Annotated in this window: 13 protein-coding genes and 1 pseudogene; 9 read left to right on the top strand and 5 right to left on the bottom strand. The window is 61.2% G+C overall.

Annotation, left to right across the window (positions count from 1 at the left end; genetic code table 11):
- Positions 1 to 47 precede the first annotated feature (47 nt).
- From rng to tldD, 5 genes and pseudogenes are all read left to right on the top strand, one after another.
- Positions 48 to 1,517, top strand: coding sequence for a ribonuclease G (rng, locus tag BN1139_RS02145; RefSeq protein ID WP_005348639.1), 1,470 nt, complete (start codon positions 48 to 50; stop codon positions 1,515 to 1,517).
- A complete protein-coding gene (locus BN1139_RS02140) occupies positions 1,518 to 5,411 on the top strand; it encodes a YhdP family protein (RefSeq protein ID WP_013724165.1) in 3,894 nt (1,297 codons plus the stop codon).
- A 34-nt stretch (positions 5,412 to 5,445) separates the two neighbouring features.
- Positions 5,446 to 5,767 (top strand): annotated as a pseudogene (locus tag BN1139_RS02135) (Dabb family protein).
- 25 nt (positions 5,768 to 5,792) lie between these two features.
- Positions 5,793 to 6,599: a carbon-nitrogen hydrolase family protein gene (locus BN1139_RS02130; RefSeq protein ID WP_005348651.1), complete on the top strand. Its 807-nt coding sequence runs from the start codon at positions 5,793 to 5,795 to the stop codon at positions 6,597 to 6,599.
- Positions 6,600 to 6,777: 178 nt separating this feature from the next.
- A complete protein-coding gene (gene tldD, locus BN1139_RS02125) occupies positions 6,778 to 8,226 on the top strand; it encodes a metalloprotease TldD (protein ID WP_005348653.1) in 1,449 nt (482 codons plus the stop codon).
- A gap of 123 nt (positions 8,227 to 8,349) precedes the next feature.
- On the opposite strand, the gene BN1139_RS02120 is transcribed toward tldD, so the two are convergent.
- The 3 genes from BN1139_RS02120 to BN1139_RS02110 form a co-directional block, all read right to left on the bottom strand.
- A complete protein-coding gene (locus BN1139_RS02120; protein WP_005340062.1) occupies positions 8,350 to 8,553 on the bottom strand; it encodes a hypothetical protein in 204 nt (67 codons plus the stop codon).
- Between the two features lie 159 nt (positions 8,554 to 8,712).
- Positions 8,713 to 9,435 (bottom strand): MarC family NAAT transporter, encoded by a 723-nt coding sequence (locus tag BN1139_RS02115; protein WP_005348656.1) that lies wholly within the window; start codon positions 9,433 to 9,435, stop codon positions 8,713 to 8,715.
- A 138-nt stretch (positions 9,436 to 9,573) separates the two neighbouring features.
- Positions 9,574 to 10,893 (bottom strand): MFS transporter, encoded by a 1,320-nt coding sequence (locus tag BN1139_RS02110; RefSeq protein ID WP_005348661.1) that lies wholly within the window; start codon positions 10,891 to 10,893, stop codon positions 9,574 to 9,576.
- A 166-nt stretch (positions 10,894 to 11,059) separates the two neighbouring features.
- Here BN1139_RS02110 and BN1139_RS02105 point away from each other — a divergent pair, with 166 nt between their 5' ends.
- Both BN1139_RS02105 and aphA read left to right on the top strand, forming a co-directional pair.
- A complete protein-coding gene (locus BN1139_RS02105; RefSeq protein ID WP_005348671.1) occupies positions 11,060 to 11,734 on the top strand; it encodes a Dph6-related ATP pyrophosphatase in 675 nt (224 codons plus the stop codon).
- 105 nt (positions 11,735 to 11,839) lie between these two features.
- On the top strand, positions 11,840 to 12,559 hold the full coding sequence (gene aphA, locus BN1139_RS02100) for an acid phosphatase AphA (RefSeq protein ID WP_005348672.1): 720 nt from the start codon (positions 11,840 to 11,842) through the stop codon (positions 12,557 to 12,559).
- 73 nt (positions 12,560 to 12,632) lie between these two features.
- On the opposite strand, the gene BN1139_RS02095 is transcribed toward aphA, so the two are convergent.
- Positions 12,633 to 12,899, bottom strand: coding sequence for a hypothetical protein (locus BN1139_RS02095; RefSeq protein WP_005348674.1), 267 nt, complete (start codon positions 12,897 to 12,899; stop codon positions 12,633 to 12,635).
- Between the two features lie 169 nt (positions 12,900 to 13,068).
- On the opposite strand from BN1139_RS02095, the gene BN1139_RS02090 reads away from it, so the two are divergent.
- Both BN1139_RS02090 and BN1139_RS02085 read left to right on the top strand, forming a co-directional pair.
- A complete protein-coding gene (locus tag BN1139_RS02090; RefSeq protein WP_005348676.1) occupies positions 13,069 to 13,890 on the top strand; it encodes an HDOD domain-containing protein in 822 nt (273 codons plus the stop codon).
- A 128-nt stretch (positions 13,891 to 14,018) separates the two neighbouring features.
- Positions 14,019 to 14,522, top strand: a complete 504-nt coding sequence (locus tag BN1139_RS02085) for a GNAT family N-acetyltransferase (protein ID WP_005348681.1) — start codon at positions 14,019 to 14,021, stop codon at positions 14,520 to 14,522.
- Positions 14,523 to 14,674: 152 nt separating this feature from the next.
- Here BN1139_RS02085 and BN1139_RS21715 read toward each other — a convergent pair.
- Positions 14,675 to 14,860, bottom strand: a 186-nt coding sequence (locus tag BN1139_RS21715; protein ID WP_041980080.1) for a hypothetical protein, incomplete at its 5' end; no start/stop codon positions are given.

Here is a 14,860-nt window from a genome sequence, read left to right as displayed (position 1 = left end):
CCGGATTGGCTCTATAGAATTCAAAACTGGAACAGGCAAGGTTACTTATGTCGGTAGAACTGCTGGTTAACGTTACCCCCTCCGAAACCCGGGTCGCTCTGGTCGAAAACGGTCTGCTGCAGGAAGTGCATGTCGAGCGTCAGGCCAAGCGCGGCATCGTGGGCAATATCTACAAAGGCAAGATCAGTCGGGTGCTGCCCGGTATGCAGGCGGCCTTCGTCGATATCGGCATGGACAAGGCGGCCTTCCTGCACGCCTCCGATATCGTGCCGCACACCGAGTGTGTGGCGGTGAAGGAGAAGGAGCAGTTCCAGGTCGGCAACATCGCCGAGCTGGTGCGTCAGGGGCAGGACATCATGGTGCAGGTGGTGAAAGATCCGCTGGGTACCAAGGGGGCCCGTCTCACCACCGATATCACCTTGCCCTCCCGCTATCTGGTGTTTATGCCGGGCAGCGCCCACGTTGGTGTCTCCCAGCGCATCGAGTCCGAAGCGGAGCGGGAGCGCCTCAAGCGCACCGTGGCCGGTTATGTGGACGAGCTGGGTGGCTACATCATCCGTACCGCCGCCGAAGGGGTGGGGGAGCTGGAGCTGGAGCAGGATGCCGCCTTCCTGAAACGACTCTGGCGCAAGATCCTCGAGCGCAAGCAGAAGTACCCGCCCTGCAAGATCCTCTACGAGGATCCCAGCCTGGCCTTCCGGGTGGTGCGCGATTTCGTCGGCGCCGAGCTCGACAAGATCCGCGTTGACTCCCGTCAGAGCTTCGATCAGCTCAAGCGCTTCACCGGTGAGTATGTGCCTGAGCTGGCCAACAAGCTGGAGTACTACCCCGGCGAGTCACCCATCTTCGATCTCTACGACGTGGAGAACGAGATCCAGCGCGCGCTGGAGCGCAAGGTCGAGCTGAAATCCGGCGGCTACCTGATCATCGATCAGACCGAAGCCATGACCACGGTGGATATCAACACCGGCGCCTTTGTCGGCCATCGCAACCTGGAAGAGACCATCTTCAACACCAACGTCGAGGCGACGGCGGCCATCGCCCGCCATCTGCGCCTGCGCAACCTCGGCGGCATCATCATCATCGACTTCATCGACATGCAGTCGGAAGATCACCGTCGTCGGGTGCTGCACAGTCTGGAGCAGGCGTTGTCGAAAGACCGCGCCAAGACTAACGTCAACGGTTTCTCCCAGCTCGGTCTGGTGGAGATGACCCGCAAACGCACCCGCGAGAGTCTGGAGCATGTGCTCTGCTCCGAGTGCCCCGAGTGTAAGGGGCGCGGCCGGGTCAAGACGGTGGAGTCGGTCTGCTTCGAGATCCTGCGGGAGATCATCCGGGTCAATCGTGCCTATGATGCGGATCAGTTCACCGTCTACGCAGCCCCGGCCGTGGCCGACTACCTCCATGGCGAGGAGTCCCACAGTCTGGCTGAGCTGGAAGTGTTCATCGGCAAGCAGGTGCGGGTAGTGAGCGAACCCCTCTGTGGTCAGGAGCAGTTCGACGTGGTGATGATGTAATTGGTCTATCGCTGGCTGAGTCGGGGTTGGTTGGCCCTGGGGGTCCTGTTCGTACTGATGGCCATGCTGGTCACCTTGGTACGGGTTGGTGGCCCTTTGCTGAATCAATACCGGGAGAGTCTGATCCACACTCTGCTGGGTGATTCACAACTCAAGGTCAGCGTGGAGCAAGTGGTGCTGGACTGGACACAGTCCGGGCCCGCCCTCGAGCTGCAGCAACTCGCCATCGCCCCGGATTCGGGGCGTTTTGCCGTACAGCTCGGCAAAGCCTGGGTGCATCTCGACTTCTGGCGCACCATTAACGAGCTCAAGCCGGTGTTTGGCGAGCTGATCCTGAGCGATGGCGATATCACCATCGACTTGCGCCAACCGGCTGACGAGAGCCCCTCCGGCGATCCCCAGCAGGGCGCCCTGCTGCGCTTTCTGCTGACCCAGCTCTCCACCTTCGATGTGCACAACACCCGCCTCAGCGTCACCACCTCCCTCGGTGATCTGCGCGCCCTCGACATCGCCCAACTGCGCTGGCAGAACCGTGGCAAGCGCCATCAGGGGGTCGGCAAGGCTTACCTCATCAACGGGGTGGGCGAGAGCACCCTCGATCTGATTCTGGATGTGGACGCCCCGACTGCCCGGCTCGATCGCCTCAAGGGTCAGCTCTATCTGGGGGCCCGCCAGCTCGATATCACCCCGACCCTGGCCAAGATCCATGCGGGCGAACCCAAGGTTGCCGGTCAGCTCGACTTCCAGCTCTGGAGCGAGTTTGACAGTGGCAAGCTGGGTAATACCCTGCTGGCTTTTGGCAACAATTACCTGATCTGGAAGGATCCCAAGAAAGGGGAGATGCACCGTTTCGGCCTCGATGGTGGCAAGATCCAGCTGCGCCGTGAGGGCACCGACTGGCAACTGGCCAGCCACAACGTCAACTTCAAGCTGGACGGCAAACCCTGGTTGCAGAGCCGCTTGCAGCTGGAGCGGATCGGGGATCGGGTGCAGGGCTATCTGCCCAGCATTGAGTTCGACAAGATCACCCAGATCAGTCAGCTGGTCTCGGCGCTCTACCCCACACTCTGCGAGACCCTGCGCCAGACCAATCCGCAGGGGTCGGTGCAGGAGCTGACGCTGCTGGCCAATGCCGACTGGCAGGAGCTCTCCCTCAGTGGCCGCTTCAGCAAGGTGCGTCTTAAGGCCTGGCAGGATATACCCGGGATGCAGGATCTCAACGGCGAGTTCTGGCTTACCCCGACCGGCGGTAGCGCCAGATTGGCGCTGGCGAACGACAAGGTGGATCCCGCCCGTCATTTCAAGGTGCCTATCCCGGTCGACAACTTCTCGGCCCGCCTCGACTGGTGGCGCGAGGAACAGGGCTGGGTGCTCTACGGGCAGGATATCGCGCTGGATAACCCGGATCTGACCCTGTCCAGCCGTTTCCGCCTCGATCTGTTCGAGCACCCTTTCCTGGCCCTGACCGGCCGCATCGATGTGAAGAATGCGGGCCATGCGGATCGCTACTTCCCGCTGCAGGCGATGGATAAGGGGCTGGTGGATTACCTGAGCGGCGCCATCAAGGGGGGCAAGGCCAAGGGGGCCGACCTGCTCTGGTATGGCGAGTTCAGGGACTTTCCCTACGACAACGGCAAGGGCATCTTCCAGGTGGCGGTGCCGCTGGAGCAGGCCACCTACGAGTTCTTCCCCGGTTGGCAACCGCTCACCGACCTGCAGATCGATCTCTTGTTCCAGAATGCCGGTCTCGATATGCGCAGCCGATCCACCAAACTCGGCAAGGCGAGTTCCGACTCGGTGCATGCCTGGATCCCGGATCTCTCCCCCGGCGCCCACCTCTATGTGGATGCCAAGGTGCAGGGGGAGGGCAAGGCCATCAGCGACTACCTGCAGGACTCCCCGCTGGGTAGTTCGGTGGGACAGGCGCTGCGGGAGATCGAGATCCGCGGCCCGATGGCCGGTTCGGTCAAGCTCGATATTCCTCTCGATGGCGAGAGCGAGGTCAAGGCGAGCGGCGATGCCACCTTCAGCAACAACAAGGTGCGGGTCGCCAGTCTGGATCTGCCGCTGGAGAAGGTGCAGGGGCGCCTCGAATATGACAACGAACAGACCCGTTTCAGCAACCTCAAGGCGAGCCTGTGGAACCAGCCGCTGACCCTCGACTATCAGGGGCGCCAGCATCCGGATCACTATCAGGTCGACCTCGATTTCAAGGGGCAGTGGGATAGCCGCCGCCAGCCCGCCGCCATCTCTTCATTCGGCATTCTCAACGGCCGCAGCAACTGGGGCGGCAAGCTCGGGTTGACCTTGCCCGAGAGCAAGCCGTTCAGTTTCCAGCTGGCGCTCGACTCCAACCTGCAGGGGATGGCGCTGGATCTGCCGCTGCCGCTGGCCAAGAGCAGTGCCAGTCGACTGCCGCTTAAGGTGATCGCCCGTGGCCGGGATGGCAGCGCCGACATTCGTGCCGTACTGGGGGCTGATGTGGATATGCAGACCCGACTGGTCTACGGCGAAGGGGTGCCTTATCTCAGCCGGGTGCGGGTCGATGTGGGCCAGCCGGGCGCCCGGGTAATGCGCGATGCCCCCATGCTGCTTGCCATCAACCAGCAGGAGGCCGATGTGGGTGGCTGGCTGGCGCGACTTAAACAATGGCTGCCGGCGCAGAATCAGACCGGCAACGCGGTGGTTGGCCCGGCCTTCCTGCCGCAGGAGTGGTGGGTGGATGGACAGCTGGCTCGCGCCTATATCGGCAGTGCCACCCTCAAGGCGGCGCGTTTCACCGTGGGGCCGACCAATCAGGCGACCGAAGTGATGATCGACAGCCCCGATGTGATGGGGGTGATCCGCCTGCCTGCAGTAGCCAATCGTCCGGTGGATGCCAAGTTTGCCCGAATCTACTGGTCTGGCAAGAGTTCGGATCTCAGCCCGGATCCCGATGCCAAGCAGGACAACGCCATCATGGCATCCATCCCCTGGTTGAAGGTGAGCTGTGTCGATTGCCGTTTTGGCGAGCTGCCGCTTGGTGAAGTGAAAGGAGAGCTGGTGCCCGGCGCCAACAAGGTGACCCTCAAGGGGCTGGATGTGCGGCTGGCGGGGAGTCAGCTCACCGGCAGCGTCGACTGGCTGGCCGATGGCAACCGGATGGAGACCCGTGCCCGTGGCAAGCTGACCAGCAACAACAGCGAGCTGCTGCTCAAGCGGCTCGGCTACACCTCGCCCATCGGCGACGCTCCCGGCTCCCTCGCTTTTGATCTGAACTGGCAGGATGTGCCCTACCGCCCGAGTCTGCCGACTCTGGGGGGAAGTGCCAACTATCAGCTTGAGGGCGGCACTCTGCGGGAGGTCAACGACAAGGGGGCTCGGCTGCTCTCCCTGCTCAGCCTCGATTCCCTGCTGCGCAAGCTGCGGCTCGATTTTCGCGATGTGTTCGACAAGGGCTTCTACTTCGAATCCATGTCCGCCTCTGCCACCATCAAGCAGGGGCTGGTCAGCAACGATGATTTCTATATGAAGGGGGCGGCAGGCAACCTGCGCGGCGAGGGGATCGCCGATCTGGTGCGCTGGCGGCTCGACTACGAGCTGAGCTTCTCCCCCAATCTGGGTGGCACCCTGCCGGTGGTGGCGGCTTTCTCCATCACGCCGGTCACGGGTCTCTATGTTCTGGCCCTCTCCAAACTGCTGGAGCCGGTGGTGGATGTGGTGACCCGTATCGATTTTCGCATCTCGGGCCCGCTCGACGCACCCAAGCTGATCGAGGCGGGACGAGATCGCGCGCGCATCAAGCTCAACCAGCAGCAGAAAGAGGCGGTAGATGCCGTTGCTCCCAGCCTGCCGACCCAAGAGGTGACCCCTTTCCTGCTGAGCCCCAAACACGCTGGGCCGGCTCAGCGCTAAACGAGCGGCCCGGCATCATCACAAGGAGTGAGCCATGATCCGACATATCCTGCTGATCGCCTTCAAGCCGGGCACCCAGCCTGCCCGGATAGATGCGGTGCGTACCGCCTTTCTCGCCATTCCCCATCAGGTCAGCGGCGTGACCGCCGTGGAGTGGGGGGGAGAATGACAGCCCGGAGGGGAGGGATGGTGGCTTTACCCACAGCGTGCTGATGACCTTCGCCGACGAAGCAGCCCGCCAGCGCTATCTGCCCCATCCTGATCACGATGCCCTCAAGGCCATCTTTCGCCCGGTGCTGGAGCGCATCATAGTGCTGGATTACACCCTGCAGGCGGGGGATGCTGTCACCGTCTGATGGCTCAAGCGACAAGGAGAACGTCATGTGGTTAGCCGCAATACAGCTGGTATCTGGCCGTCACTGGCAGGATAACCGGGAGCAGATCGCCGCCGAACTGGCGGCCTTGCCCAAAGAGCGGCCGCTGCTGGTGCTGCTGCCGGAGAACTTCGCCCTGTTTGGCGAACGGCAGGGTTATCTGGATGGGGCCGAGGCCATAGGTGAGGGCCCGATCCAGCAGCAACTGGCTGAATGGGCCCGCGATTATGGCATCTGGCTGGTGGCCGGGGCTATGCCGACGACTATCGCAGGTTCCGACCATATCCACACCAGCTCGCTGGTGTTCGACCCCGAGGGGGCGCTCAGGGGCCATTACCACAAGATCCATCTGTTCAACGTGGATGTGGCGGACAATCATGGTCGCTACCGTGAGTCGGAGACATTCAGCCCCGGCGAGGAGCCTGTGTTGGTGGACTCTCCCTTTGGTCCCCTCGGCCTCTCGATCTGTTATGATCTGCGCTTTCCCGAGCTCTACCGTCAGTTGGCCCGTGCCGGTGCCCGCGTGCTGCTGGTGCCTGCCGCCTTTACCGCCGTGACCGGCGAGGCGCACTGGGAGCCGCTGCTGCGGGCCCGCGCCATCGAAAACCAGTGCTACCTAGTCGCGGCCAATCAGGGCGGCACTCACGAAACGGGGCGCCAGACCTGGGGCCACAGCATGGTGATCGACCCCTGGGGTCGGGTGCTGGCTTGCCAGCCATCGGGCCGTGCCACTGTGCTGGCACAGATGGATGCCGAGCTTATCGATGAATTGCAGCGCACTATGCCGGTGCTGAGGCATGCCCGGTTGCTGTGATCCCGGGGTGTTGATTGACGTAGGGTGCAACAAGCGAAGCACATTGCACCTGTGCAGATCTTGGGGTTGGCGGCGCCATTCACGGCGCCCATTGCACCCTGCGAATACGAACTGAACACCGGGCCACACCGGATGAATTAACCGTTACGACATCTCACGTCGAGATTGGAGAAGAAGATTGAGTCTATTGAGCCAGGTTAGTGCCTCCCTGTTGGCCCCGAACGACCTCGATGAAGGGCGCCTGCAGCAGCTGCTCGGCAGCCTGATGAGTCATCAGGTGGAGTTCGGCGATCTCTATTTCCAGCGCAGCTGGCACGAGTCCTGGATGCTGGAAGATGGCATCGTCAAGGATGGCAGCTACAACATCGATCAGGGTGTGGGGGTGCGCGCCGTCAGCGGCGAGAAGACCGGCTTCGCCTACTCGGACGAGCTGAGCCTGCTGGCGCTGCAACAGTCGGTGACTGCCGCTCGCGGCATCGCCGCAGCCGGTGCTCACGGCAAGGTGAAGGCGTGGGCCCGCACCGAAGCGAACCTGCTCTATCCGGCCATGGATCCGCTGCAGACCCTCGACAAGCACCAGAAGATCGCCCTGCTGGAGCAGATGGACAAGTTCGCCAGAAGTCTGGATCCCGCCATCAATCAGGTGATGGCCTCCATCAGCGGCGTCTACGAAGAGGTGCTGGTGGCAGCCACCGACGGCACCCTGGCCGCCGATGTGCGTCCGCTGGTGCGTCTGTCGGTGACCGTGATCGCCGAGAAGGGCGATCGCCGCGAGCGTGGCAGTGCCGGTGGCGGTGGCCGCTTTGGTTACGACTGGTTCCTCGAACTGGACGGGCTGGAGAGCCGCGCTTTTGGCTATGTGCGTGAAGCGGTGCGTCAGGCGCTGGTCAATCTGGAAGCCATCGACGCGCCAGCCGGTACCATGCCGGTGGTGCTGGGCTCCGGCTGGCCTGGCGTGCTGCTGCACGAGGCGGTGGGTCATGGTCTGGAGGGGGATTTCAATCGCAAGGGATCTTCCGCATTTGCTGGCCGCATCGGCGAGCAGGTGGCCTCCAAGCACTGTACCATCGTCGATGATGGCACCCTGCCGGGTCGGCGCGGCTCCGTCTCCATTGATGACGAGGGGACACCGGGTGGCTACAACGTGTTGATCGAGAACGGTATCCTCAAGGGTTATCTGCAAGACAAGCAGAACGCTCGCCTGATGGGGGTGCCGCTCACCGGCAACGGGCGCCGCGAATCCTACGCCGCCATGCCGATGCCGCGCATGACCAACACCTATATGCTGGCGGGCCAGTATGACCCGGCGGAGATCATCGCCTCGGTGAAGAAGGGCATTTATGCCCCCAACTTCGGCGGCGGTCAGGTGGACATCACCTCCGGCAAGTTTGTCTTCTCTGCCTCCGAGGCCTACCTCATCGAGGATGGCAAGATCACCGCTCCCATCAAGGGCGCGACCCTGATCGGCAACGGCCCAGAAGCGATGAGCCAGGTCTCCATGGTGGGCAGCGATCTTGCGCTGGATCGCGGAGTCGGTATCTGCGGAAAAGAGGGGCAGAGCGTGCCGGTCGGTGTCGGCCAGCCCACCCTCAAACTGGATCAGCTCACCGTGGGTGGCACCCAGTAAGCGAAGTGAGCAGTAACCCGGCGATATGCAGACCCCGGCCATGTGCCGGGGTTTTTGTTATCCGGAGTCATTGAAAACAAAAAGCCCCGGTCAGTAGGCCGGGGCTGGTAAGGATACAGAGTATCAGTTGACTGATATTGCGCGTGCGTCGATGAAATAGCGAGCGTTACCCTGTTTGTCGATCTGGATTTTGGCAACCAGCTGCTCTTGATCTTTATATTCCCAGCGTTGCTCGATCTTGGCGAGGGATGGGCTCGCAATCCCAACCACGTTCAGGTACTCGTGAAACAGGCTATGGCTCCCTATTTCGGTCAGCATCTTGTCCATCTGCATACTCTCCTGAAGTTGAGTGGGTATTCATCAACAAACCTATCAGCGTCCATCTGAATACAGTCTGTATGAAAAACAAACTAACTCATTTGTGTGTCAATAACATGATCAGGGACAAGATCAGTGCAGATCGTCAGGGACTTTTTGATACCGTTTTCAATCAGAGCCGGTGGGCTTCTGCGGCAACTGATCAAACGTGCCGGAAGCCTTTGGTAGCGCCGGAGCGGTTTGCACGGTCTGGCCGCCGTGGAATACCGGATCCTGTGCCACTTCCTTGATGCCATTGATGCAAAACTGCATACCCATGCAGACCAGCAGGAAGCCCATGATGCGGGTCATGGCATCGATGCCGGTGGCGCCCAGGATCTTGCAGACCGGATCCGCCAGCTTCAATACACCCCAGCTGATCAGGCTCATCAGGGCAAACGCTGTTACCACACCTGCGTAGATGGTGAGGCGGTTGTACTCGTCAGGCAACTCGGCAATCTGGGCGGCTCCGCTTATTACCAGCGCCATGGTGCCCGGTCCGCACATGCTGGGCATGGTGAGCGGTACGAAGGCAATGCTCTGGTTTATATCGACCCCGCTCTGCTGGCTGGGGGCGGGGAACAGCATGCGAAAGCCGATAAAGCCGATGATGAGGCCACCGGCCAGGCGCAAGCCCGGAATGGAGATCCCGAACAGATCCAGGATCGAGGATCCGATAAAGAAGGTGATGCAGAGGGTGCAGAACAGATAGATGGCGGCCAGATTGACCTGACGGCGCACGTGTTCGCGCGACATCCCCTTGCTCAGTCCCAGCAGCAGGGTGGCCGTGGTGGGCGGGTTGACCATGGGCAGCAGCGCCAGCAAGGTGAGTAATACGACCTGAAAGAACATCTTGAGCCTCGGATAAAGAGTTGGAAGCCATGGGGCGACGCGGGTGGCAGGTCCCAGAGGGAGGCTATCTTATGCTGGCGAAACTGAACATAAGCAGTACAAAAAAGCCCCGGCAGATACCGGGGCGTGTTGTTCGGGTCAGGCCGCTTGCGGCGCTTGCTGCTGCCGGATGGCCCGTTGCTGGAACCAGAGCCAGAGACCGATGGCGAAACCCAGCACTGACAGACTCACCACATAGTGGGAGGGGGCCAGCATGTCGCTCTTCATCCAGAGGGTAACCGCCATCGGGGTGAGGCCGCCGAAGATGGCGTAGGCCACGTTGTAGGAGAACGACAGACCGGAGAAGCGCACCACCGGCGGGAAGGCGTTGACCATCACGTAAGGCACGGCGCCGACAATCCCGACCGCAAAGCCCGCCAGCATGTAGAGCGGCACCAGCTGGCTCGTACCGGCCGCCAGACCGTGATAGAAGGCGTAGCTGGAGCCCGCCAGCAGCAGGGAGCCGAACATGAAGGTGAGACCGCTGCCCAGCAGGTCGATCAGTCGACCATAGACGATGCAGCCGAGTGTCAGAGCCACTATGGCCAGCGAGTTGGCGGTCAGGGCGTCAGCCGGGCTGATGCCATAGACCTTCTGCAGATAGGTGGGGGTCATCAGGATCACCACCACGATACCGGCGGAGAGCAGCCAGGTGAGCAGCATGGAGACCACCACGCTGCTCTTGTGGTTGCGCAGCACCGACTTGAGGGGGAGCTCATCGGCCAGGGTCTTGTTGGCTTTCATCTCGGCGAAGACCGGTGTCTCGTGCAACCAGCGACGCAGGTACATGGCGACGATGCCGAAGATACCGCCCAGCAGGAAGGGCACTCGCCAGCCCCAGTCACTTACTTCGGCCGGGGTCAGGCTCTTGTTGACCGCAGTGGCGATGAGGGAGCCGAGCAGGATGCCGGCCGTCAATCCCGCCGTGAGCGTGCCGCAGGCGACCCCGACTCGACGGGCAGGGACGTGCTCGGCGACAAACACCCAAGCGCCCGGCACTTCACCGCCGATGGCGGCGCCTTGCAGGATCCGCAGTCCCAGCAGGGCGATGGGGGCGCCGATGCCGAGCACCGCATAGGTGGGCAGCAGACCGATCAACAGGGTCGGCAGCGCCATCATGATGATGCTGAGGGTGAACATCCGCTTGCGACCAATGAGATCGCCAAAGTGGGCCATGATGATGCCGCCAAGCGGGCGGGCCAGATAACCGGCGGCGAAGATGCCGAAGGTCTGGAACTGGCGCAGCCACTCGGGAATGTCGGCCGGGAAGAACAGCTCGCCGATGACCACGGCGAAGAAGACGAAGATGATGAAGTCGTAAAACTCCAGCGCGCCGCCGAGGGCAGCCAGACTCAGGGTTTTGTAATCCTGTCGATTGAGGGGGCGGGCGTGATCGTGCTGTTGTGTGCTTGTGGTCATATCCGTATGTTTCCCATCGGTTTTTTTAGTTATTGTCACCCCGTGCAAGGGGCATATACAGGTGATCGAGAGTATGCTGCCTGCCTCTTGTGTGTAAATCGCGCAATTCGCAACACTGTCTTGCATCTTTTTGGGGCAATCCGAATGCCCCGCTGGCGGAGGAATGATGGAAAAGAAACGGGTACTGCTCTCCTGGAGCAGCGGCAAGGATTGCGCATGGGCACTGCATCAGTTGCGGCAAGATCCCGCCATCGAGGTGGTGGGGCTGTTTACCACCCTCAATCAGGCATTCGAGCGGGTGGCGATGCACGGGGTGCGCAAGCAGCTGTTGACCGAGCAGGCCGCCTGCGTCGGGCTGCCCCTCACCACTATTGATCTGCCCTGGCCCTGCAGCAACGAGGATTACGCCCGCATCATGACCGGCTTTATCGCTGATGTGGTGGCACAGGGGATCCGCCATATGGCCTTTGGCGACTTGTTCCTCGAGGATGTGCGAGCCTACCGTGAAAAGCAGCTGGCAGGTACCGGCATCGAACCACTGTTCCCGCTGTGGGGCAGCAATACCCGTGAACTGGCGCCGCAAATGGTGGCCGCTGGGTTGAAGGCGCGGATCAGTGCTCTCGACCCGAACAAGCTGGATGCCAGCCTGGGTGGCCACGACTTTGACGAGGTGCTGCTGGCGGCGTTGCCGGAGGGAGTCGATCCGTGCGGCGAGAACGGCGAGTTTCACACCCTGGCCTATGATGGCCCCATGTTCTCCCGTCCGCTCGGCATTCGGGTCGGCGAGACAGTGCTGCGCGACGGCTTTGTTTTTACCGATCTGCTGCCAATCGAAGATTAATTATCGGGCGTCAAATGCTCCCTTTTGCAGGAGCATTCACAGATTTGAGAGGCGGGATGGGGGCACTATTGGCCCCTCTTTTGATTCAAGATGACAACCTGCCTTATGAAACACTTCTCTCGTCCGGCGCTGCTTGCCTCCTTGCTGGCTGCCGCCCTCTCTCTGCCTGCCGTCGCGGGTCAAGCCGCTACCGTTCAGCCAATCCCTGCCGGTGTCACCACCGTCACCTTGGCCCAGCAGGCGCCAATCCACTGGGTGTCAGTGGAGCAGATTGCCAAGAGTCTGGATGGATTGCCCCCGATGGCGGTCGGCTTTGATATCGACGATACCCTGCTCTTCTCCAGCCCGGGTTTTTATCGCGGCAAACAGGAGTTCTCGCCCAACGACGAGAGCTATCTGAAGAACCCCGCCTTCTGGGAGAAGATGAATAACGGCTGGGATGCGTTCAGCATGCCGAAAGAGGTGGGCAAGGCGCTCATCGCCATGCATCTCAAGCGCGGAGACCACATCTATTTCGTCACCGGCCGCTCGGCCACCAAGACCGAAACAGTGAGCCAGACCTTGCAGCAGACCATGAATATTCCGGCCGACCAGCTCAATCCGGTGATCTTCGCGGGTGATCAGCCGGGTCAGAACACCAAGGTGCAGTGGCTCAAGGATAAGCAGATGAAGCTGTTCTACGGCGACGCCGATGGGGATATCAAGGCGGCGCAGGAGGTCGGCATTCGCGGCATTCGTCTGCTGCGGGCCGCCAACTCCAGCTATCGGCCACTGCCGTTGGCAGGGGCGCTGGGGGAAGAGGTGATCATCAACTCCCAGTTCTGATCCGGAGTGGATCCATGCAAAAAGGGCGGGGCTATTGGCACCCGCCCTTTTTGCATCCGTCATCCAGCTCGGGTCAGTCGTCTGCCCACGGCATCTCGGGCAGGCTGTCGAGGAACTCGCCGTAACGGGTCAGATTGAAGGGGCCCTGATCTGCCTCCATCGCCATCAGCTCGGCACCGAGGGCGCAGGCGATATATTGCAGCGCCTCTTCTCGCGGGGTGCCCTTCATCACCAGCCGCATCAGGGTCGCCTTCACATGGGGCGGGTGACCGTCGTTGAGTTGGTTTTCCACCATCTCCAGCAGCGCGTCTTCATCAAAAAATTCCTGAGTGTCGTTCATGGGATATCCGCAACAGTGAATGTGGCGGCCAGTATAGCCTGAATGTGACTAACACCTTGAATGACCAGCGAATAAACAATCCGATGGGGAGGCCATTTGTTACCCATAATTAGGAGGAGTTTGCCAAGGCAAACAGGTTGGAACACAGATAACATGGATGGACACGCCTATGCCCACGATAGATTCCCTGCTGGCCGAGCCCAAGCTACTGCCCCAGATCCCGGAAGTGATGCGCGATTTGATCCAGACCTTCAATGAAAAGGATCCGGATCTGCTCAAGATCAGCAAGTTGATCAACAAGGACCCTGTCATCTCCGCCAAGTTGCTGCGGCTGGCCAACTCGGCCAAATTCGGCAGCAGTCGTCAGATCGGCACCGTCAATGAAGCCGCGGTGCGGCTTGGACTGGCGATGGTGCGCAACATGGTGCTGGCCTGCGGGCTCACCGAATCGGTCACTGCGGTGCCCGGCATTGACCTCAAACATTTCTGGGGCTGCGTCTTCAATGTGGCGGAGCTGGCGCGTCGTCTGGCTGTGAAGAAGGGGATGAAGGGAGATGAGGTCTTTACCTGCGCCCTGCTCTATGACCTTGGCCGACTGGTGATGCATGTGGGCCTGCCGGAAAACACCGTCCATCACATTCACGACCTGGAGTTGCACAAGGGGCGGGCCAAGGCGGAAGAGCTGGTGGTTGGCTTCAACTATGCCCAGGTCGGGGCGGCTATGGCACGCTACTGGAAGTTCCCCGAGACCATCAGCAATGCGGTGGAGTATCACTACAACCCCATGCTGGCCAAGGAGTTCTCCGCCGAGGCCGGGTTGATCCATCTGGCGATCGTGCTGGCTGCGCAATCCGATGTGGGGGCAGAGGCGCCACCCGAGTGGCCCCACAAGGTGGCAGATGCACTGGGGCTGAGCTGGGCCGATTGTGCCGCCCAGTTCACTGCACTGCGCGAGCAGGGTAATGGCTACGCCGGGTTGCTGGCTGCCTGAGCCCGTTTATCCCATCTCATCAGGGGCCAATATGGCCCCTTTTTTATGGCCGATGGTGCCACAGGCTTGCCAGCCCGGGAGTGACGGGGCACTCTTTGCCCTTCACTTTCCGTTTGAGAGCCCTTGCCATGATTGCCTCCTCCCGCCTGATCCTGCGCGAAATGATCGCCACCGATGCCCCCTTCATCCTTGAGCTGCTCAATGACGGCGACTTTTATCGTTACATCGGTGATCGGGGCATTCGCACCCTGGAGCAGGCGCAGGAGTATATCCAGCAGGGGCCGGCGGTCAGCTATGCCCGTTATGGTCACGGGCTCTATCTGGTGGAGCGCAAGGAGGACGGTGCCAGCCTCGGTATCTGCGGTCTGATCAAGCGCGATACCCTGGAGCAGGTCGATATCGGTTACGCCTTCCTGCCGCAATATCGCGGTCAGGGCTACGCCATTGAAGCGGCGCAGGCCGCCCTTGCCGATGGCAAAAGCCGGTTGGGGATCGGGCAGGTGGTCGCCATCGTCACTCCGGGCAACGAGCGATCCATTGGCCTGTTGGCCAAGCTGGGGCTGGTGCGCAGTCGACTGGTCAAGTTGAGCGAAGATGCCGATGAGTGCCTGCTGCTGGAGCAGGAGCTGTGATGGTTCTGGCTGGGTGTTTAATGGGCTGTACTACCACATTCGGGCAGGAGTGTTAAGTTCTCTCGGATCGTGTCATAGAAGGTTGACTGCTTGTAAGCTTACTTATCGCGGTGCATGAGATAAAAGTCGGGGCAGTGCAGCCCCAACTCGCTTCACTCAGGCCGGTGTATTGCTGACCAGCGCCTCCAGGCCATTGAGTGCCTGCTCCAGATAGCTGCGCGGGCAGCCGAGATTGAGGCGAATAAAGCCCTGCCCCCCCTCTCGATGAGCAGTTGTTTCAGCTCATCGTCCGGCAGCCCCAGTTGGCGGCAATCGATCCAGGCCAGATAGGTGGCATC

It is taken from the genome of Aeromonas veronii bv. veronii, from assembly GCF_000820225.1.
Lineage (GTDB): Bacteria > Pseudomonadota > Gammaproteobacteria > Enterobacterales > Aeromonadaceae > Aeromonas > Aeromonas veronii.
Note: the sequence above shows the minus strand (reverse complement) of the source record. Positions and strands in the feature narration are given on the sequence as shown.

What these genes read in the sequence shown, in the direction of transcription:
- rng (WP_005348639.1), top strand. Translation starts at nt 48, where the DNA reads ATGTCGGTAGAACTGCTGGTTAACGTTACCCCCTCCGAAACCCGGGTC.
- BN1139_RS02130 (WP_005348651.1), top strand. Translation starts at nt 5,793, where the DNA reads ATGTGGTTAGCCGCAATACAGCTGGTATCTGGCCGTCACTGGCAGGAT.
- BN1139_RS02120 (WP_005340062.1), bottom strand. Translation starts at nt 8,553, where the DNA reads ATGGACAAGATGCTGACCGAAATAGGGAGCCATAGCCTGTTTCACGAG.
- BN1139_RS02115 (WP_005348656.1), bottom strand. Translation starts at nt 9,435, where the DNA reads ATGTTCTTTCAGGTCGTATTACTCACCTTGCTGGCGCTGCTGCCCATG.
- BN1139_RS02110 (WP_005348661.1), bottom strand. Translation starts at nt 10,893, where the DNA reads ATGACCACAAGCACACAACAGCACGATCACGCCCGCCCCCTCAATCGA.
- BN1139_RS02105 (WP_005348671.1), top strand. Translation starts at nt 11,060, where the DNA reads ATGGAAAAGAAACGGGTACTGCTCTCCTGGAGCAGCGGCAAGGATTGC.
- aphA (WP_005348672.1), top strand. Translation starts at nt 11,840, where the DNA reads ATGAAACACTTCTCTCGTCCGGCGCTGCTTGCCTCCTTGCTGGCTGCC.
- BN1139_RS02095 (WP_005348674.1), bottom strand. Translation starts at nt 12,899, where the DNA reads ATGAACGACACTCAGGAATTTTTTGATGAAGACGCGCTGCTGGAGATG.
- BN1139_RS02090 (WP_005348676.1), top strand. Translation starts at nt 13,069, where the DNA reads ATGCCCACGATAGATTCCCTGCTGGCCGAGCCCAAGCTACTGCCCCAG.
- BN1139_RS02085 (WP_005348681.1), top strand. Translation starts at nt 14,019, where the DNA reads ATGATTGCCTCCTCCCGCCTGATCCTGCGCGAAATGATCGCCACCGAT.